Here is an 18621-nt window from a genome sequence, read left to right as displayed (position 1 = left end):
GGTCCCCCGGGGGCGCCCCCCGCTTCCGGTTGTTCGCGAGCAGGTCGCGCCGCGGAACGACAGAGGCGGCACGGCGGCCTCGCCCACCGCTCCGCGTCAGATCTTGCGGAGCAGCACCGAGTTGACCTTGTGGTTCGCGCCCTTCTTGAGCACGAGCGTCGCCCGGGAGCGCGTGGGCAGCACGTTCTCGAGCAGGTTCGGCTCGTTGATCGCCCGCCAGACCTCGGTCGCGGTCCGGACCGCGTCCTCGCGCGACAGCGAGGCGAAGCGGTGGAAGAACGAGTCCGGGCTCGAGAACGCCTCCTCCTGCAGGGCGAGGAACCGGTCGACGTACCAGGACTCGATGTCCTTGGTCTTCGCGTCGACGTAGATCGTGAAGTCGAACAGGTCGGACAGCGCGAGCCGCCCGTGCACCGGCGGCGCGAGCACGTTGAGGCCCTCGACGATGAGGACGTCCGGCTGCCGCACGACGATCTCGGCGTCGGGGACGATGTCGTAGACGAGGTGCGAGTAGAACGGCGCACGCACCTCGGCCGCCCCGCTCTTCACCTGGCTGACGAACCGCAGCAGCGCACGACGGTCGTACGACTCCGGGAAGCCCTTGCGGTCCATGATTCCGCGACGTTCGAGCTCGGCGTTCGGGTACAGGAAGCCGTCGGTGGTCACGAGCTCGACCCGCGGGGTGTCCGGCCAGCGCTTCGTCAGCTCGCGGAGCAGTCGCGCGACGGTCGACTTGCCGACCGCCACCGACCCGGCGACACCGATCACGAAGGGCGTCCGACCGGCCCGCTCACCGAGGAAGCGGCTCGTCTCGGCGTGCAGGTCCCTGGCACCGGCCGCGTACAGCGTCAGCAGGCGGGAGAGCGGCAGGTAGACCTCCTGGACCTCCTGCATGTCGAGCCGGTCGCCGAGGCCGCGCAGCTGCACGATCTCGGTCTCGGTGAGCGACAGGTGCTCCTTCGGTGCGAGCTGGGACCACTCGTCGCGCGGGATCTCCACGAACGGGGTCGGGTGCGCGACGGTGGCTTCCGTGATCGGCATGGGCACGAGCGTACAGACGGGAGGCGCGGCGGACGTGCGTGGACCGGCTGCGGTGATCCGCGCCTCCCGTCCGGTGCCCGGTGCGTGTCCGCAGGACGCGACCCGTCGTGCGGACGGTGACCGTCAGGCCGGCAGGGCCGCCTCGATGGCGGCGACGACCTCGGGGGCGTCCGGTTTCGTGGTCGGACGGAAGCGCGTGACGGAGCCGTCGGGGGCGACGAGGAACTTCTCGAAGTTCCAGCTCACCCGGCCGGCCTTGCCGGAGGCGTCGGGCGTCTCCTTGAGTGCCTGGTAGAGCGGGTGGGCGCCCCTGCCGTTCACCTTCACCTTCTCGGACATCGGGAAGGTCACGCCCCAGGTGGTGGAGCAGTACTCGTCGATCGCCTCGGACGAGCCGAGTTCCTGCAGGAACTGGTTGCTCGGGAAACCGAGGACCGTGAAGCCGCGGTCGCCGTAGGTCTTCTGCAGGGCCTCGAGCTGCTCGTACTGCGGCGCGAGTCCGCAGCGCGAGGCGACGTTCACGACGAGGACGGCCCGGTCCGAGAACTGCGCGAAGGTGGTGTGCTCCCCGTGCAGCGTGGTGATCTCGATGTCGTCGAAGCGTCCCATGTCCCGAACGGTATCCCCACTCCTGCGGACTTGCAGGGTTGATCTCCAGCCAGACCGTAGGATCGTGCGCATGTGTGGAATCGTGGGCTACGTCGGCAGCAAGAGCAGCCAGGAGGTCCTCCTCGGTGGTCTCCGTCGTCTCGAGTACCGCGGCTACGACTCGGCGGGCATCGCCGTCGTCGACCGGCCGGGTGACCTCGTCTCGGCGAAGAAGGCCGGCAAGCTGCAGGCCCTGGTCGAGGAGCTCGAGTCGCACCCGATCGCCGACGGTGCCACCGGCATCGGACACACCCGCTGGGCGACCCACGGCGGCCCGACCGACGGCAACGCCCACCCGCACCTGGCGGACGGCGGCAAGCTCGCGCTCATCCACAACGGCATCATCGAGAACTTCTCCGAGCTGAAGCAGGAGCTCGTCGCCGAGGGCGTCGAGTTCACCAGCGAGACCGACTCCGAGGTCGCCGCGCACCTCGTCGGTCGTGTGTTCCGCGAGACCGGGGACCTGACCGCTGCCATGCAGCAGGTCGTGCAGCGGCTCGAGGGTGCCTTCACGCTCCTCGTCGTGCACGCCGACCAGCCGGGCGTCGTCGTCGGTGCGCGCCGCAACTCGCCGCTCGTCGTGGGCCTCGGTGACGGCGAGAACTTCATGGGCTCCGACGTCGCGGCCTTCGTCGCCTACACGCAGCGTGCCCTCGCGATCGGCCAGGACGAGATCGCGACGATCCGTCCCGACGGCGTCGAGGTCGTGCACTTCGACGGCTCGCCGGCGACCCCCGAGGAGTTCGAGGTCAGCTGGGACGCCTCCGCCGCGGACAAGGGCGGCTGGAGCTCCTTCATGGCCAAGGAGATCAGCGAGGAGCCCGAGGCCGTCGCCAAGACGATCCTCGGTCGCGTGCACGACGGTGCCGTGACGCTGACCGACCTCGACCCGATCGCCGATCGGCTGCAGCAGGTCGACCGTGTCATCGTGATCGCGTGCGGCACGGCGGCGTACGCCGGCATCCTCGGCAAGTACGCCATCGAGCAGTGGGCACGCGTCCCCGTCGAGGTCGAGCTCGCCCACGAGTTCCGCTACCGCGACCCGGTGCTGAGCGACCGCACCCTCGTCGTCTCGATCAGCCAGTCGGGCGAGACCATGGACACGCTCATGGCCGTCAAGTACGCCCGCGAGCAGGGTGCGCAGGTGCTCTCGATCTGCAACACGCAGGGCGCCACCATCCCGCGCGAGTCCGACGCGGTGATCTACACGCACGCCGGCCCCGAGGTCGCCGTCGCGTCGACCAAGGCCTTCATCGCCCAGGGCGTCGCGCTCTACCTGCTCGGGCTGCACCTCGCCACGCTCAAGGGCACGCTCACGGCCGAGCAGATCGCCGAGCAGGTCAGCGAGCTCGAGGGCCTCGCACCGAAGCTCCAGCAGACCATCGACGACGCGTCCGGCGTCGCCGAGCTGGCGAAGTGGATGGCGGACACCCGGAGCGTGCTGTTCCTCGGCCGCCACGTCGGGTACCCGATCGCGCTCGAGGGGGCCCTCAAGCTCAAGGAGCTCGCGTACATCCACGCCGAGGGCTTCGCCGCCGGTGAGCTCAAGCACGGCCCGATCGCGCTCATCGAGCCGGGGCAGATCGTCTTCGTGATCGTGCCGTCGCCGCGCGACCCGCGTTCGCTGCACCCGAAGGTGGTCTCGAACATCCAGGAGATCCGCGCCCGCGGTGCCCGGGTGATCGCGATCGCCGAAGAAGGAGACGCCGCCGTGCTGCCCTTCGCGGACGAGGTCCTGCGGATCCCGCTCGCCACGCCGCTGTTCGAGCCGCTGCTGGCCGTCGCGCCGCTGCACATGTTCGGCATGGAGCTCGCCGCCGCCAAGGGGCTCGACGTCGACCAGCCGCGCAACCTGGCGAAGTCGGTCACCGTCGAGTAGGCCCGCGTCGTGATCATCGGCATCGGGGTCGACGTCGTCGACACGGAGCGGTTCCGGGGTGTGCTCGAACGCACCCCGGCGCTCCGGACGCGGCTGTTCACCCCGGCCGAGCAGCTGCGCGACGGGGAGCCCCGACCGGTGTCGTCGCTCGCGGCCCGGTTCGCGGCGAAGGAAGCACTCATCAAGGCGTTCGGGTCCAGTGCCGGGCTCAGCTGGCAGGACCTCGAGGTCGTGTCGGACGACCAGCGGAACCCGTCGCTCACGCTGCACGAGGGCGCTCGTCGGGTGGCGGCGGACCGGGGTGTGACGGACGTCCACCTGTCCCTGTCGCACGACGGCGGGATCGCGACGGCGTTCGTCGTCATCGAAGGAGGGGGCGCATGAGCGCGTTCACGGGGATCACGGTCGACCGCGAGGCCCTCATCGCGAACTACGCCACGGTGTCCGAGCAGGTGGCGCCGGCGGGTGTCATCGCGGTCGTCAAGGCGAACGCGTACGGGCACGGTGCGGTCGACGCCGCACGGGCGTTCGTCGACGCCGGTGCCGAGTGGCTCGGGGTCGCCGACGTCGAGGAGGGCATCGCGCTCCGCCGCGCCGGCATCGACGAGGGCGTCCGGATCCTGGCGTGGCTGCACGCCCCGGACGAGGACTTCCGCCGCGCCGCGCAGTACGACGTCACCCCGGCGGTGTCGAGCGTGTCCCAGCTCGCGGCCGCGGCCGACTCCGAGGTGCCCGCGGTGCACGTCTGCGTCGACACCGGGCTGAGCCGGAACGGCGCGGTCGAGTCCGAATGGGCCGAGCTCTTCGACACCGCCGGGCGGATCGCCCGGGCCGGCGGGCGCACCCGCGTCGAGGGGCTCATGTCGCACCTGTCGAACGCGTCGCGTGCCGACGATCTCGACCAGGACGCCGCACTCCAGCGGGCGCTCGACGGCCTGGCGGCGAACGGCATCGTGCCGAACATCGTGCACCTCGCCGCGAGCGCCGCGGGCATCGCGGTGCCGGAGACGCGCCACGACGCCGCACGGGTCGGGCTCGCGCTCTACGGGCTCAGCCCCTTCGCCGACCGCACCTCGGCCGACCTCGGGCTCCGCCCGGCGATGCGCGTGACCGCCGCGGTGCTGCGGACCGTCCCGGTGGCCGCGGGCGACGGCGTCAGCTACGGCTACACCTGGCGTGCAGCGACGGACACCCGGCTCGCGGTGATCGGGCTCGGGTACGCCGACGGCTTCGACCGCGACCTCGGCAACCGGGTGTCGGTGCGCATCGGTGACCGGGAGTTCCCCGTCGTCGGCCGCGTCGCGATGAACGCCATGCACATCGACATCGGCGACGCCGACGTCCGGGTGGGCGACGAGGTCGTGCTCTGGGGCGACCCGGCGGACGGCGACCCCGCGGTCGAGGACTGGGCAGCGGCGATCGACACCATCAACTACGAGGTGGTCGCCAGGGTCGGCCGCAGCGTGGAACGGAGGACGACGTGAACGCCCCCCTTCGTCGGGCCCGGATCGACCTCGACGCCTACCGGTCGAACCTCGACCTCGTGCGCGAGTGGATGCACCCGGTCGAGGTCATGGCGATCATGAAGGCCGACGCCTACGGGCACGGTCTCGAGCCGATCGCGCTCGCGGCCGTCGACGCCGGCATCCGCTGGATCGGCGTGCTGACCGTGCCGGCCGCGCTGCGCCTCCGGGCGATCGGCGTCGGCGAGGACGTGCACCTGTTCACCTGGCAGCACGACCCGGCGCTCGACTTCCGCGACGCCGTCGACTCGGCGATCGACCTCGGCGTCTCGAACGTCGCCGAGCTGCAGCGGGTCGTCGACGCCGTCGACCAGCGCCCGGCACGGGTCCACCTCGGCGTCGACTCCGGCCTGCACCGCGACGGCGCGACCGCGGACGCCTGGCCGGAGCTGGTGGCACTCGCGGTCGACGCGCAGCGCGCCGGCCGGATCGAGGTCGTCGCGGCGTACACGCACCTCGCGGAGTCGTCGGACGACGACGACAGCGCCGCGGTCGCCGTGTTCGACCGGGCCGTCGAGACCGCGGAGGACCTCGGGCTCGACCTGCCGATGGAGCACGTCGCGGCCTCGCTCGCCGGGCTCGAGCGGAAGGAGTTCCGCAAGGACATGGTGCGGATGGGCGCGAACCTGCTCGGCATCCCGGGTGCCGAGGGCGTGTCCGCCGCCGACCTCGGGCTCGAGCCGGTGATGACGCTCACGGCCTCGGTCGCGAAGACGAAGCGGGTCCCGGTCGACACCGGCGTCTCCTACGACTACACGTACCGCACCACGTCGGAGACCACCCTGGCGCTCGTGCCCGTGGGCTACGCGGACGGGGTGCCGCGTCGTGCGCAGGGCCGCGTCGAGGTGACGATCGGCGGGAAGCGGTACCCGGTCGCCGGTCGCGTCGCGATGGACCAGTTCCTGGTCGACGTCGGCGACGACGAGGTCCGCGTCGGCGACGAGGTCGTGCTGTTCGGCACGGGGGAGCACGGCGAGATGACCGTCCTCGAGTGGGGCGAGGCGCTCGGCACCATCGGGGAAGAGGTGACCTGCCGGATCGGGGCCCGCGTCCCGCGCGAGGTCGTCGGGCACCAGGTCGAGGGCCGGGTCGGCGACTACCTGCGGGAGCAGCCGTGACGGACGCCCGGGTGCTGCTCGACACGACGGTGTCGACGACCGACGAGATGGGTGTGCTCGGTGCGCGGCTCGCACGTGTCCTGCGTGCCGGCGACCTCGTCGTGCTGACCGGGCCGCTCGGTGCGGGCAAGACGACGCTCACGCGTGGCCTCGGGGCCGCGCTCGGCGCGCGGGGGCAGGTGTCGAGCCCCACCTTCGTCCTCGCCCGGACCCACCCGACGACGACCGGCCCGGACCTGGTCCACGTCGACGCCTACCGGTTGAGCGACCCCGTGGAGCTCGACGACCTCGACCTCGACTGGGACGCCTCGGTCGTGGTGGTCGAGTGGGGCCGGGGCTTCGTCGACGGCATCGCGGACAGCATCCTCGACGTGGAGATCGTCCGTGCGACGGGAGCGGACGCGCCCGACGGCGACGCCGACGACCTCGACCCCGACGACGTTCCCGACGAGCCCCGACGGGTGATCGTCACCGCGACCGGGCCGCGCTGGGCGGACGTCACGCTCTGACGGATCGCCGGGTCAGCCCGACCGCACCGAGGTGGTCGGGTCGATGAAGAAGTCGGCGTAGGCCGGGTCGTCGACCGGCAACCACCCGAGTCGGGCGTGCACGAGCGCGTCGACGTCCGCGGGCGGCAGCAGGCCCCGACGGCGCCACTGCTCGGGATCGCGGTGCGCTGCCGTGCGCGGTGTCCAGGGCATCGGTGACCTCCCTCGTGCTGGTGGAACATCACCGGACACTACGCCACCGTCCGCCGTCCCGATCGCGCCTACGATGGACGCGTGCTCCTCGCCATCGACACGTCCGCCGGCACCTCGGTCGCCGTCGTCGACCCGGCCAGCGGTCGTGTGCTCGCCGAGCGCAGCACCGACGACTCCCGCCGGCACGCCGAGGTGATCGGCCCGTTCCTCGCCGAGGTGCTCGCCGAGGCCGACGTCACCGGTGCCGACGTCACCGGGGTGGTCGCCGGCACGGGCCCCGGCCCCTTCACCGGCCTGCGCGTCGGGATCGCCGCCGCGCGCACCTTCGCCGCCGCCCGCGGCGTCCCCCTCCTCCCGCTCGTCAGCCACGACGCGATCGCGGCCGACCTGCAGCGGCACCCCGTCGTCGTCCTGACGGACGCGCGCCGCCGCGAGGTCTACTGGAGCGCCCACGACGAGACCGGCACGCGGGTCGCCGGTCCCGGACTCGCGAAGCCGGCGGACCTGGACGAGGCGATCCGCGCCTCCCGTCCGGAGGCCGTCGACTGGCCCCGCGAGACCGTCACGACCGTCCCGGCCGGGAGGCTCGGGTCGCTGGCAGCAGACCGGCTCGCCTCCGGCGCGCCCTTCGCCGACGACACCCCCCTCTACCTGCGTGACCCCGACGTCACCGTGCCGGGGGCCCCGAAGCGGGTCGTCCGGTGACCGGACTGCCCGCCGGCCTGCGGCTGCGCCGCGCGGTCCCGCAGGACCTCGACGACGTCATGTTCCTCGAGCACACGTCGTTCCCGACGGACGCCTGGACCTCGTCGCAGATGGCGGGGGAGCTGTGGTCCCCGCACGGGTACTACGTCGTGGTCGAGACGACCGAGGACGGCGCCCCGACGGTCGTCGGCTACGCCGGGCTGTCCTCGCTCGCGGGCAACCCCGTCGCCGACGTGCAGACCATCGCGGTCGCTGCCGAGCAGCGGGGCCGGGGCATCGGGAAGGTGCTCTTCACGGAGCTCCTCGACGAGGCCCGACGGCGTGAGGTGCACGAGGTGTTCCTCGAGGTGCGCGCCGACAACCCCGTGGCGCAGGCGATGTACACCGCTGCCGGGTTCGAGCGCATCGCCGTGCGGCCCCGCTACTACCAGCCCGACGGTGTCGACGCGTGGGTGATGCGGGCGGAGCTCCCCGTCACCCCCGGTGCGTCCACCGGTGTCGGACCGATCGGACAGGAGACCCTCGGTGAGCGCGACTGAACCCCTGGTGCTCGGCATCGAGACGAGCTGTGACGAGACCGGCGTGGGCATCGTCCGCGGGACCACCCTGCTCGCCAACGTCATCGCGTCGAGCATGGACGAGCACGCCCGCTACGGCGGCGTCGTGCCCGAGGTGGCCGCACGGGCGCACCTCGAGGCCATGACCCCGACCCTGCACGAGGCCCTCGACCGCGCGGGTGTCACGCTCGACGAGCTCGACGCCGTCGCCGTGACCGCCGGCCCGGGGCTCGCCGGTGCCCTGATGGTCGGGGTGGGCGCAGCCAAGGCACTGGCGGTCGCGACGGGCAAGCCGCTGTACGGCGTGAACCACCTGGTCGGGCACGTCGGTGCGGACGTCCTGCGTGCGGACGGCAGCGCGATCGAGCTGCCGACCGTGGCGCTGCTCGTGTCCGGCGGCCACACGTCGCTGCTGCTCGTGCGGGACCTGGTCGGCGACGTCGAACTGCTCGGCGAGACGATCGACGACGCGGCCGGCGAGGCGTTCGACAAGGTCGCACGCCTGCTCGGACTGCCCTACCCGGGCGGGCCGCAGATCGACCGGGCGGCAGCGGAGGGCGACCCGACCGCGATCCGGTTCCCGCGCGGCCTGACGCTGCCGAAGGACATGGCGCAGCACCGGTACGACTTCTCGTTCTCCGGGCTGAAGACCGCCGTCGCGCGGTGGGTCGAGAAGTGCCGGGACGAGGGCCGCGAGGTCCCCGTCGCCGACGTCGCGGCGTCGTTCCGCGAGGCCGTCGTCGACGTGCTCCTCACGAAGGCGCTCGCCGCGTGCCGGGACACCGGTGTCGACCGCCTGCTGCTCGGGGGTGGGGTCGTCGCGAACGCACGGTTGCGCGCCGTCGCCGAGGAACGCTGCGCTGCCGCCGGGGTCGCGCTGCGGATCCCACCGTTCGACCTCTGCACCGACAACGGGGCCATGATCGCCGCGGTCGGTGCGCGCCTGGTGGCAGAGGGGCACGCGCCGAGCGACCTCGGCATCGCGGCGGACTCCACGCTGCCGGTGACGACCGTCCAGGTCTGAGTCGCGCGGCCGGGTGGCGCACGCCGACGCCTGAACCGGCTCCCGGCCCGTGTGGGAGGATGCTCAGCAGGCACCGACCGACCGGGTGCCGGGAGGGGTGGACGGTGTCCGATCAGAACCAGTGGCCGAAGCCGGGCGAGTCGAGCGGGGGAGACGACGGCCGGCAGCAGCAGGACGGGCAGTCGGGCAGCCAGCAGCCCGCGAACCCCTCCGCGCAGCCGTCGCAGGGCACCCCGTACGGCCAGGGCCAGCAGGCGTCGGGCGCCCCGTACGGTCAGGGCCAGCAGCCGTCGGGCAACCCGTACGCGCAGCAGTCCCAGCAGGGCAACCCGCACGCGGCCTCGGGGCCCCAGCACAACCCGTACGCACCGCAGTCGCAGCAGGGCAACCCCTACGCGCAGCAGTCCCAGCAGGGCAACCCGTACGCGCAGCAGTCGCAGCAGGGCAACCCGTACGCGCAGCAGTCGCACCAGGGCAACCCGTACGCGGCCTCGAGCCCCCAGCAGAACCCCTACGCGCCGCAGCAGGGCGGGAACCCCTACGCGTCGCCGTACGCCACGAGCGGGTACCAGCCGTACGCCCAGCGCCCGAAGACGAACACCCTGGCGATCCTGTCGATCGTGTTCGCGTTCGCCGGGGTCGTCATCTGGCCGATCGTGATCCTCACGAGCCCCGCCGGCGCGATCATGGGGCACATCGCCCTCGGGAAGATCAAGCAGACGGGTGAGGGTGGCCGTGGACTGGCCCTCGCCGGGGTCATCGGCGGGTGGGTGCTGACCGGGCTCTACGTGCTCTTCGCGGTGATCTTCATCATCGCGATCGCGTCGAGCCACTCGTCCTCCGACCCGTACGGCTACGACTCGGGCGCCTTCATCCGCTGACCCGCGCCGCGCTGCACGGCTCCGTTCCGCGAGATCGACAGACCCCCGCCGATGTTCGGCGGGGGTCTGTCGCTGCCGCGGACGTGAACACGACAGCGACAGCGACAGCGACAGCGAGAGCGCCTCGCGCCGACCGCCCGCGCAGCCTCGTGCCCCGCTACCGCCCCGCTACCGCCCCGCGGCCGAGCCGGCCACGTCGGTGAGGCGCTCGCACAGGAGCGCGGTGTGCCGTCCCTCCAGACGGGTGAGCACGAGCGTCACCGACCGCCGCCCCCGCAGCCGCAACCGCTTCCGGAACTGCGCCGGGTCGACGTCGACGCCGCGCTTCTTGATCTCGACGGTGCCGACGTCCTCCGCCGCCAGGCGTGCCGACAGCTGCTTCACGTCGAGGGGCATCGTGTCCAGCACCCGGAACCCCTGCGCGAACGGCGTCGTCACGGCACGGTCCGACGTGACGTACGCGATGCCCTCGGAGAGCATCCGGCCTCCGATGGACCGCGCCAGGTCACCGATCAACCGCCCACGGATGACGGCGCCGTCCGGCTCGTACAGGTAGGCGCCGACGGGACCGACCTCGACGTCCTCGGCGTCCGCCGGGCCGGTGAGCTCGGCGATGCCGTGACCGCCGATGACGGTGGCCGCGCGCCGGACGCCGTCACGGGCGAGGGGCCCGGACCACAGGACGAGCTCGACGACCTCGCGGTCGACGGACACCCACTGCGCCTCGAGCGTGTCCGGGATCAGGTCGCGGTCGATGCCCGGGCCGAGCTTCACGCCCGTCGGGGTCGTCGTCGCGGCGGCGAACACGGTGTCGAGCGACGGCGACCAGTCGTCCGGGTCGGCCAGGCGCCTCGTGTTCGCGTGCCCGGCCGTGCGTCGCGCGGGGTCCATCCAGACGCCGTCGACCCGGGACAGGTCGAAGGCGGCCGCGTCGCCGAGCTCGACCCGGGCGTTCGGCCAGAGCGCGAGGTTGTGCGTCGCGACCGCCGCGGTCACCTCGTCGCGGTCGACGGCGATGACGTCGAGGTCGAGCGCGGCCATCGCCATGGCGTCGCCACCGATCCCGCAGCCGAGGTCCGCGACCCGGGTCAGACCGGCGGCGGCGAAGCGACCGGCGTGCTGCGCGGCGACCTGCAGTCGGGTGGCCTGTTCGAGGCCGGCCTCGGTGAAGAGCATCCGCGCGGCGAAGTCCCCGAACTTCGCGCGGGCCTTCTGGCGGAGCTTCGCCTGGGTCAGCACGGCTGCCACGAGCCCCGGGTCGTGTCCCTCGCCACGGAGCCGGGAGACCACCCGGACGATCTCGCCCCCGTCCGAGACGCCGGGGGTACGGTCGAGCAGGGCCATCCCCTCGGGGGTCAGCAGCTGGGCGAGGTCGGCGGCTTCCACCCGTCGATCCTCCCAGGTCGCCGGGGAGGCCCGACACGTGCTGGCACTCGGATTGACCGAGTGCCAGACTGTCCCTAGAGTTGTGGTTGGCACTCTCCTGTGCGTAGTGCCAACCGGTTCCCATCTGTACCGAGTCAGTACCGAGAAAGAAGAGGTCACCGTGGCCGTCACCATCAAGCCGCTCGAGGATCGCATCGTCATCCGCCAGGTCGAGGCGGAGCAGACCACCGCTTCCGGTCTCGTCATCCCGGACACCGCGAAGGAGAAGCCCCAGGAGGGCGAGGTCGTCGCCGTGGGTCCGGGTCGCATCGACGACAACGGCAACCGCGTGCCGCTCGACGTCGCCGTCGGCGACAAGGTCATCTACTCGAAGTACGGCGGCACCGAGGTCAAGTACTCCGGCGAGGACCTGCTCGTCCTCTCGGCGCGCGACGTCCTCGCGGTCATCGAGCACTGAGACCAGCAGCTCTCGTCACGAACGCCCCGTCCGGCTCGCAGCCGGCGGGGCGTTCGTGCGTCCGGGCGCGTGTCGCTGCGGCGCTCCCGGCCCGTCCCGGTGGTCGGCTTGGAGGCGCGCTGTCCGCCCGCAGCGTCCGCGCCCCTTCCTAGGATGGTTCCGTGAGTGAAGCGACCCCGGCTCGTCCGGCACGCAGCGAGGCATCCGTCGGCGTCGTGCAGGCGATCGTCGCGTACGGACTCTGGGGACTGATGCCCCTGCTCTTCGCCGCGATGGCCCCCGCCGGCGCGTTCGAGATCGTCGCCTGGCGGATCGTCTTCGGCCTGGTCTTCTGCGCGGTGGCGATCGCCGTCACCCGGTCGTGGCTCCGCACCCGCTCCCTGCTCGCCCAGCGCCGGGTGATGCTCGTGATGGGACTCGCGGCCGTGCTCATCCTGGTGAACTGGACCGTGTACGTCGCCGCGACGACGACGGGCCACACGGTCGAGGCGGCGCTCGGGTACTTCATCAACCCGCTCGTCACGATCGCCCTCGGCGTGGTCGTCCTCCGCGAGCGCCTGCGTGCGGCGCAGTGGGCGGCCGTCGGCATCAGCGTCGTCGCGGTCGTCGTCATCGCGGTCGGCTACGGGCAGGTGCCGTGGATCTCGCTCGCGCTGGCCTTCTCGTTCGGGTGCTACGGCCTGGTGAAGAAGCGGGTCGGGGGCACCGTCGACGCGCTGAGCGGCCTGACGATCGAGACCGTCTGGCTGGTCCCGATCGCCGTGGGGGCGCTCGTCGTGCTCGGCGTCACGGGTCTCGGCGGCGGGGTGACCTTCACGAGCGAGGGGTGGCCGCACGTCCTCGTCACGGTGCTCACCGGGCCCGCGACCGCGGTGCCGCTGCTGCTCTTCGCGTCGTCCGCCCGGCGGGTGTCCCTGTCGACGCTCGGCCTGACGCAGTACCTCGCGCCGGTGATGCAGCTCCTGGTCGGCGTGGTCGTGCAGCACGAGGCGATGCCGCCCGCGCGGTGGATCGGCTTCGGGATCGTCTGGGTCGCGCTCGTGGTCCTGACGGTCGACAGCTTCGTGGCGGCCCGGGCCGCGCGGCGGCGGACGCTCGCCCCTGCGGCGGCCGAGCCGGCCTGACGGGCGCGAGCCGCGCCTCCCGTCCGGGTCGCATCATCTGCGGACCGGTGCGCTGTGCCGAGGCTCGGCGATGCGGACAGTTCCGCAGCCCCGCGCCCGCGGAACTGTCCGCGGACGCGAGTCTCGCGGGGACGACGTCGGCCCCGGACCTGCATGAGGTCCGGGGCCGACGTCGCGTGCTGCGTGTTACTTCGAGACCGAGCCCTGGATGGCGGTCTGGTACACGGGCTTGTTGTCGCCGTCGAACTTGTAGATGCCGATGTAGGCGCTCGACGGGTCGTTCTTGCTGTCGAACGGACCGATGCCGGACGGGCCGGTGTACTGGATGTCCTCACCCTTGTCGAGCAGGTCCTTGCACGCCTTGAACGTCTCGCACTTCGTGCCGCCGTCCGCACCGGACACCGCGGCCATGTTGGCCTGGATGGTGCCCGAGTCGGTGCCCTTGCCCTTCACCGCGGCCAGCGCAGCGAGGGTCGTGGCGTCGTAGGACTCGGCAGCGTACGAGTAGTCAGCCAGCTCCTTGCCCGAGGACTGCTTGTAGAAGTCCGACAGGCGCTGCTTCAGCTCGTCCTTCGGGCTGGCGCCGGGGATGGTGCCCTGCGCGCCCTCGAGGGTGCCCGGGTCGAAGTCCTTCGAGTAGTCCGCGGTGTTGCCGTCGGACATGTAGATCTTCGACATGTCGGCGTTCTGCGACTTGAGCTCCGGGATGATCGACTTCGTCTCGTCGAAGGCGAGCACCACGATGGCGTCCGGCTTCGCGGCGAGCGCAGCGGTGACCTCGGACGAGAACGTCGTCTGTCCGGGCGGGAACTCCTGACCCTTGCCCTTGCCGCCGTAGACGACCTGGCCGCCCGAGTCCTCGATCGCCTGCTGCACGGTGTCGCGGAGGCCCGTCCCGTAGGTGTCGTTGAAGACCAGGAACGCGACCTTGGCGTTGCCGTCGCCCGTGACGAGCTGGCCGAGGGCCGAGCCCTGCACCGAGTCCGGCGGCGCGGTCCGGTAGTAGTGCGACGAGTACCCGGACAGGTCGGTCGCGGTGTTCGCCGGCGAGATCTGCACGATGCAGTTGCTCGTCAGCTGGTCGATGACGTTGAGCGTGACGCTCGACGACTCGGCGCCGATGACGACCGGCACCTTGGCGTTGACGAGTTTCGTCGCGGCCGAGCTCGACACGGTCATGTCGTTGCTGTCGCCCGAGTCGGTCGCGGGGTCGATGCTGACGTCCTTGTCGAGCACGCCTCCGGCCGAGTTGATGTCCTCGACCGCGAGGCCGACGCCGGACTCGGCGGGCGGGTTGAGGTACGACAGGGTGCCCGTCAGCGGGAGGATCGTGCCGATCTTCAGCGCGTCGGTACCGGGGGTGTCGGGGGCCTTGCAGCTCGCCGCCGGGTCCTTCTTCGCACCGCCGGCGGAGGCGGAGGAAGTGGTCTCGGCGCTGCCGCTGGTGGAACACGCGGCGAGGAGGAGCGCTGCCGCTCCCGCCACTGCCAGTGCCGTGGTGGCACGGGTGGTTCTGGTCATCCGTGGAGCCCTTTCTCTGCGCGGAGGCCCAACCGCATCGGGTCGAGCGCGGTCTCCTCCACGTGGGTTGCCGAGAAAACTAGGGCCGAAGTGTTTCGCGTGTGTGTCCGAGATCATCACCTGGACGTTTCGTTACACACCCGTGACGAAACTGCGGAGGTGCACGGGAACCCCTGATGAGGAGTCCGTCCGGACGGTCCTCGCGCTCGCCGAGGCCCGTGCGGACCGTTCGGGATCGGCTGGAGCGCTCCCGCGCGGGCTCGTCCGCGTCGTTCTGTGCAGGGGGCGCGGACCCGGGGGAGCACTGCGGCGGTCGCGCGTACGGTCCGGCCCATGAGCGACGCAGCTTCCACCACCACCTTCCGTCCCACGCGCGCGATCGTCACCGGCGCCGAGTCCGGCATCGGCAAGGCCACCGCGGTGGCGCTCGCTGCCGCCGGCATGGACGTCGGCATCACCTACCTGTCCGAGCCCGAGCGCGCCGAGGAGACCGCCGCCGAGGTCCGACAGGCCGGACGGCAGGCCTTCGTCGAGCAGATCGACGTGACGCAGCTCGACCTGGCGGGCGCCGTGATCGACCGCCTCGTGGCGCAGCTCGGCGGCGTGGACGTGATCGTCGCCGATGCGGGCACGGGCGACAACGCGCCGTTCCTGGACATCACGCTCGAGCAGTGGCGGCACACCGTCGCCACCGACCTCGACGGGGCGTTCGTCACGATCCAGGCAGCAGCGCGGCACATGGTCGGACAGGGCACCGGCGGGCGGATCATCGGCATCACGAGCGTCCACGAGCACCAGCCCCGGTACGGGTCGAGCGCGTACGACGCAGCGAAGCACGGGCTCGGTGGGCTCCTGAAGACGATCGCGATCGAGCTCGCTCCGTCCGGGATCACGGCCAACGCCGTCGCGCCGGGCGAGATCGCGACCCGGATGACCGGTGCCGAGGACGAGGACCCGCACACGATCTCCCGGCCGGGGGTCCCGCTCGGCCGGCCGGGCAACGCGTGGGAGATCGCAGCCGCGGTGGCGTTCCTGGCCAGCCCCGCGTCGTCGTACATCACGGGGGTGTCCCTGCCCGTCGACGGCGGCATGCTCCAGATGGGCCCCCACGGCGGCAGCCACATCACCTCCGACGACTGGCGGAGCGCGTAGGCGGCGGGGGCGGCTCCCCGTCGCGGCCCGGGACGCCGTCATTGGCTCGAGACGCCCTGAACACGCTGAGACGCCCTGAACACGCTGAGACGCCCGCGAATCCGACGGTGTCTCGGCAGTTCGGCGGCGTCTCGGGTGGACACCGGCGTCTCGAGGAGCCACAACGCCCTCCAGACGGTGGCGTCTCGGCGACGGAGCGCCGAGGGACTCGATCACCGCGACCGCTCGGCCCAGCCGCGCCCGAGCGGGAGGCCCGCCGCGAGCAGCACGGGCGCCAGGAGCCCCGGGTCGAGCGCTTCGCGCATGCCCCACCGTGCGAAGCCCCTCACCTCGGGTAGTCGTCGCAGTGCGTCCTCGCGGCGCTTCTCCGTCCACAAGGCCTCACGGTCGTCGTACTTGACCCGGCCGTCGAACTCGCCGACGACGCCGGCGTCAGGCCACCAGAAGTCCACCCGGAAGCGTCCGGCGTCGGTGTCGAACTCCCGCTGCAGTACCGGTGGAGCGACTCGGAGTTCCCGCATCGCCACCCTGCTGACCGATTCGCCCGGGGACTCGGCGGCGCCGTCCGCGAACTCGAGCGCCGTCCGGGCCACACGCGAACCACGTGTCCCCGCACGGGCCGCGAGAGCACGCTCGAGGTCCGGGAGCGACGCGGCCCCGTCGTGCAGCACGTGGTCGAGCACGAGGACCGCGTGTGCCAGGGGTGCGACGTGCACGATGTCGACCACCGTCCGGAGCAGGCACGTCACCGGGACCCCGGCTGCATCGGCGACGTCGCCCTCCGACAGGTCACCGGTGTGCCGCACGACGCCTCGGCCGACGTGCGTCTTCCGGAGCGCAGGGTCGATCACGTGCAGGCGCCAGTCCCAGCGCCCGAGTTCGGGGAAGCCCCACAGCGCCCCGGCGGACCGGTGCGAGACGACCGCTGGACGGTGCAGCGCCGCGGCCCGGGTGCGCACCACGAGTCGCCGGCGTCCACGTTCGTCCAGACCGTCCCACGCCTCGCGCTCGACCGCCGCGCCGTGGAACAGGCGCACCGGGTCGCGGAGGTCCGCCGGACGACCGGCGAGGACGGGAGACGGCGTGACTGACATGCGCGGCAGTCTCGCGTGACCACGTGGCGGAAGAGCGGCGACAGCGTGCGTTGTGGAGGGCCTCCCGGCCGTCACCCTCGGTGCAGGAGCGAGCGAGACGCCACCGTCAACGCGAAACGCCCCCGGATCGCCGAGACGCCGCCGGATTCGGCGGCGTCTCGACGCAACGGGGGCGTCTCGCGCAGAAGCGCGAGAGGGGAGGAGTCCGGGGTCAGCCGCGGTAGTTCGGGGCCTCGACGACCATCTTGATGTCGTGCGGGTGGGACTCCTTGAGCCCGGCCGCGGTGATGCGGACGAACTTGCCGCGGGCCTTGAGCTCCGGCACCGTGCGGCCACCGACGTAGAACATCGACTGCCGCAGTCCGCCGACGAGCTGGTAGACGGCGTTCGCCACCGAGCCGCGGTAGGGGACCTGGCCCTCGATGCCCTCGGGGATGAGCTTCTCGTCCGAGGGGACGTCGGCCTGGAAGTAGCGGTCCTTCGAGTACGAGGTCTTCTCGCCGCGGGTCTGCAGTGCGCCGAGGGAGCCCATCCCGCGGTACGCCTTGTACTGCTTGCCGCCGACGAAGACGAGCTCGCCCGGGCTCTCGTCGGTGCCCGCGAGGAGCGACCCGAGCATGACGGTGTCAGCACCGGCGACCAGGGCCTTCGCGATGTCGCCCGAGTACTGCAGACCGCCGTCGGCGATGACCGGCACGCCGGCCTCACGCGCGGCGAGCGACGCCTCGTACACGGCGGTGACCTGCGGGACGCCGACGCCGGCGACCACGCGGGTGGTGCAGATCGAGCCCGGCCCGACGCCGACCTTGACGGCGTCCACGCCGGCGTCGATGAGCGCCTGCGCGCCCTGTCGGGTCGCCACGTTGCCACCGATGACGTCGATGCCGGCGAACGACGGGTCGGCCTTCAGGCGGCGGACCATGTCGAGCACGCCCTCGCTCTCGCCGTTGGCGGTGTCGACGACGAGCACGTCCACGCCCGCGTCGCGCAGGGCCTCGGCGCGCTGCCAGGCGTCGCCGAAGAAGCCGATCGCGGCGCCGACGCGCAGGCGGCCCTCGTCGTCCTTCGTGGCGTCCGGGTACTTCTCGCTCTTGTCGAAGTCCTTGACGGTGATGAGGCCGCGGAGCTTGCCGTCGGCGTCGACGAGCGGGAGCTTCTCGATCTTGTGCTGCGCGAAGATCGCGACCGCGTCCTCGGGGTCGATGCCCTCGGGCGCGGTGATGAGGGGCGCCTTGGTCATGACGTCGCGGACGAGGGTGGTCGCCGTCTCGAACGGTGCGACGAAGCGCATGTCACGGTTCGTGATGATGCCGACGAGGGTGCCGTCCGACTCGACGACCGGCAGCCCGGAGACGCGGAACTGCCCGCAGACGGCGTCGACCTCGGCCACGGTCGCGTCCGGGGTCGTCGTCACGGGGTTGGTGATCATGCCGGACTCGGACCGCTTGACCTTGTCGACGTACGCGGCCTGGTCCGCGATGGACATGTTGCGGTGGAGGATGCCGATGCCGCCCTGACGGGCCATCGCGATCGCCATGCGCGCCTCGGTCACGGTGTCCATCGCAGCCGACAGCAGCGGGACGTGCACGTCGATGCGCTTCGTGAGCCGGGACGTCGTGGACGCCTCGCTCGGGATGACGTCGGTGTGCCCGGGCAGGAGCATGACGTCGTCGTACGTGAGTCCGATGAATCCGAACGGATCCGGCTGGTCCATGGTTCCCCTTCGTGGGCGAGGTGAAGTGGTGGCACCGGGGCGCGTCGTCGGGTTCCCGATGGGCCATGGTAACGCGCGGGACACTCCCGCCATTCC

19 protein-coding genes are annotated in these 18621 nt (G+C 72.0%); 12 read left to right on the top strand and 7 right to left on the bottom strand.

Translation table 11 applies throughout. From position 1 onward, the window contains the following. Window positions 1-96: 96 nt before the first annotated feature. Window positions 97-1041 carry a type I pantothenate kinase gene (coaA, locus tag Q9R28_RS14345; RefSeq protein ID WP_066656980.1) on the bottom strand — a complete coding sequence of 315 codons (945 nt, stop codon included), beginning with the start codon at window positions 1039-1041 and terminating at the stop codon, window positions 97-99. 123 nt (window positions 1042-1164) lie between these two features. Then, window positions 1165-1650 carry a glutathione peroxidase gene (locus tag Q9R28_RS14340; RefSeq protein WP_209685286.1) on the bottom strand — a complete coding sequence of 162 codons (486 nt, stop codon included), beginning with the start codon at window positions 1648-1650 and terminating at the stop codon, window positions 1165-1167. A gap of 70 nt (window positions 1651-1720) precedes the next feature. Here Q9R28_RS14340 and glmS point away from each other — a divergent pair, with 70 nt between their 5' ends. Genes glmS through tsaE form a run of 5 tightly spaced genes read left to right on the top strand, consistent with a single transcriptional unit; the run spans window position 1721 to window position 6718 of the window. Further along, window positions 1721-3568: a glutamine--fructose-6-phosphate transaminase (isomerizing) gene (gene glmS / locus Q9R28_RS14335; protein ID WP_311206420.1), complete on the top strand. Its 1848-nt coding sequence runs from the start codon at window positions 1721-1723 to the stop codon at window positions 3566-3568. Window positions 3569-3577: 9 nt separating this feature from the next. Next, window positions 3578-3952, top strand: a complete 375-nt coding sequence (locus Q9R28_RS14330; protein ID WP_209685290.1) for a holo-ACP synthase — start codon at window positions 3578-3580, stop codon at window positions 3950-3952. Beyond that, entirely contained in the window at window positions 3949-5052 is a 1104-nt protein-coding gene (gene alr / locus Q9R28_RS14325) for an alanine racemase (protein ID WP_311206419.1), read from the top strand. Before Q9R28_RS14330 ends, alr (Q9R28_RS14325) begins: the two co-directional genes overlap by 4 nt. Further along, window positions 5049-6209, top strand: a complete 1161-nt coding sequence (gene alr / locus Q9R28_RS14320; protein WP_066656967.1) for an alanine racemase — start codon at window positions 5049-5051, stop codon at window positions 6207-6209. Before alr (Q9R28_RS14325) ends, alr (Q9R28_RS14320) begins: the two co-directional genes overlap by 4 nt. Further along, window positions 6206-6718 carry a tRNA (adenosine(37)-N6)-threonylcarbamoyltransferase complex ATPase subunit type 1 TsaE gene (gene tsaE, locus Q9R28_RS14315; RefSeq protein ID WP_066656963.1) on the top strand — a complete coding sequence of 171 codons (513 nt, stop codon included), beginning with the start codon at window positions 6206-6208 and terminating at the stop codon, window positions 6716-6718. The genes alr (Q9R28_RS14320) and tsaE overlap by 4 nt, the downstream gene beginning before the upstream one ends. A gap of 12 nt (window positions 6719-6730) precedes the next feature. Here tsaE and Q9R28_RS14310 read toward each other — a convergent pair whose 3' ends face one another. Beyond that, complete coding sequence (locus Q9R28_RS14310; protein WP_066656960.1) at window positions 6731-6910, bottom strand: hypothetical protein; 180 nt, start codon at window positions 6908-6910, stop codon at window positions 6731-6733. An 81-nt stretch (window positions 6911-6991) separates the two neighbouring features. Here Q9R28_RS14310 and tsaB point away from each other — a divergent pair, with 81 nt between their 5' ends. From tsaB to Q9R28_RS14290, 4 genes are all read left to right on the top strand, one after another. Beyond that, on the top strand, window positions 6992-7615 hold the full coding sequence (gene tsaB, locus Q9R28_RS14305; protein WP_066656957.1) for a tRNA (adenosine(37)-N6)-threonylcarbamoyltransferase complex dimerization subunit type 1 TsaB: 624 nt from the start codon (window positions 6992-6994) through the stop codon (window positions 7613-7615). Further along, on the top strand, window positions 7612-8154 hold the full coding sequence (gene rimI / locus Q9R28_RS14300; protein ID WP_235426394.1) for a ribosomal protein S18-alanine N-acetyltransferase: 543 nt from the start codon (window positions 7612-7614) through the stop codon (window positions 8152-8154). The genes tsaB and rimI overlap by 4 nt, the downstream gene beginning before the upstream one ends. Beyond that, the gene (tsaD, locus tag Q9R28_RS14295; RefSeq protein WP_200884118.1) at window positions 8141-9196 is read left to right on the top strand and encodes a tRNA (adenosine(37)-N6)-threonylcarbamoyltransferase complex transferase subunit TsaD; all 1056 of its coding nucleotides are present in this window, start codon (window positions 8141-8143) and stop codon (window positions 9194-9196) included. The genes rimI and tsaD overlap by 14 nt, the downstream gene beginning before the upstream one ends. A 104-nt stretch (window positions 9197-9300) precedes the next feature. Further along, window positions 9301-10077 carry a DUF4190 domain-containing protein gene (locus tag Q9R28_RS14290; protein ID WP_066656948.1) on the top strand — a complete coding sequence of 259 codons (777 nt, stop codon included), beginning with the start codon at window positions 9301-9303 and terminating at the stop codon, window positions 10075-10077. 168 nt (window positions 10078-10245) lie between these two features. Here the strand turns inward: Q9R28_RS14290 and Q9R28_RS14285 are convergent, their stop codons facing one another. Continuing rightward, entirely contained in the window at window positions 10246-11463 is a 1218-nt protein-coding gene (locus Q9R28_RS14285; RefSeq protein ID WP_311206418.1) for a class I SAM-dependent methyltransferase, read from the bottom strand. 160 nt (window positions 11464-11623) lie between these two features. On the opposite strand from Q9R28_RS14285, the gene groES reads away from it, so the two are divergent. Together groES and rarD are read left to right on the top strand one after the other, a co-directional pair. After that, window positions 11624-11920, top strand: a complete 297-nt coding sequence (gene groES, locus Q9R28_RS14280) for a co-chaperone GroES (RefSeq protein WP_056121496.1) — start codon at window positions 11624-11626, stop codon at window positions 11918-11920. 161 nt (window positions 11921-12081) lie between these two features. Beyond that, window positions 12082-13044, top strand: a complete 963-nt coding sequence (rarD, locus tag Q9R28_RS14275; protein ID WP_066656944.1) for an EamA family transporter RarD — start codon at window positions 12082-12084, stop codon at window positions 13042-13044. Window positions 13045-13230: 186 nt separating this feature from the next. Here the strand turns inward: rarD and Q9R28_RS14270 are convergent, their stop codons facing one another. Further along, window positions 13231-14565, bottom strand: a complete 1335-nt coding sequence (locus tag Q9R28_RS14270; protein ID WP_066656937.1) for an ABC transporter substrate-binding protein — start codon at window positions 14563-14565, stop codon at window positions 13231-13233. 333 nt (window positions 14566-14898) lie between these two features. Between Q9R28_RS14270 and Q9R28_RS14265 the strand changes: the two genes are divergently transcribed. Beyond that, entirely contained in the window at window positions 14899-15717 is an 819-nt protein-coding gene (locus Q9R28_RS14265; protein WP_311206417.1) for an SDR family oxidoreductase, read from the top strand. A 212-nt stretch (window positions 15718-15929) separates the two neighbouring features. On the opposite strand, the gene Q9R28_RS14260 is transcribed toward Q9R28_RS14265, so the two are convergent. Then, the gene (locus Q9R28_RS14260; RefSeq protein ID WP_311206416.1) at window positions 15930-16811 is read right to left on the bottom strand and encodes a hypothetical protein; all 882 of its coding nucleotides are present in this window, start codon (window positions 16809-16811) and stop codon (window positions 15930-15932) included. A 211-nt stretch (window positions 16812-17022) separates the two neighbouring features. Further along, window positions 17023-18525, bottom strand: coding sequence for an IMP dehydrogenase (gene guaB / locus Q9R28_RS14255; RefSeq protein ID WP_066656935.1), 1503 nt, complete (start codon window positions 18523-18525; stop codon window positions 17023-17025). Window positions 18526-18621: the final 96 nt, after the last annotated feature.

Origin of the sequence: Curtobacterium sp. BRD11 (assembly GCF_031844345.1) — a bacterium.
GTDB lineage: Bacteria > Actinomycetota > Actinomycetes > Actinomycetales > Microbacteriaceae > Curtobacterium.
Note: the sequence above shows the minus strand (reverse complement) of the source record. Positions and strands in the feature narration are given on the sequence as shown.

Bases quoted from the DNA above. Each gene is read 5' to 3' on its own strand.
- coaA (WP_066656980.1), bottom strand. From the start codon at position 1,041: ATGCCGATCACGGAAGCCACCGTCGCGCACCCGACCCCGTTCGTGGAG.
- Q9R28_RS14340 (WP_209685286.1), bottom strand. From the start codon at position 1,650: ATGGGACGCTTCGACGACATCGAGATCACCACGCTGCACGGGGAGCAC.
- glmS (WP_311206420.1), top strand. From the start codon at position 1,721: ATGTGTGGAATCGTGGGCTACGTCGGCAGCAAGAGCAGCCAGGAGGTC.
- alr (WP_311206419.1), top strand. From the start codon at position 3,949: ATGAGCGCGTTCACGGGGATCACGGTCGACCGCGAGGCCCTCATCGCG.
- Q9R28_RS14310 (WP_066656960.1), bottom strand. From the start codon at position 6,910: ATGCCCTGGACACCGCGCACGGCAGCGCACCGCGATCCCGAGCAGTGG.
- Q9R28_RS14270 (WP_066656937.1), bottom strand. From the start codon at position 14,565: ATGACCAGAACCACCCGTGCCACCACGGCACTGGCAGTGGCGGGAGCG.
- Q9R28_RS14265 (WP_311206417.1), top strand. From the start codon at position 14,899: ATGAGCGACGCAGCTTCCACCACCACCTTCCGTCCCACGCGCGCGATC.
- Q9R28_RS14260 (WP_311206416.1), bottom strand. From the start codon at position 16,811: ATGTCAGTCACGCCGTCTCCCGTCCTCGCCGGTCGTCCGGCGGACCTC.
- guaB (WP_066656935.1), bottom strand. From the start codon at position 18,525: ATGGACCAGCCGGATCCGTTCGGATTCATCGGACTCACGTACGACGAC.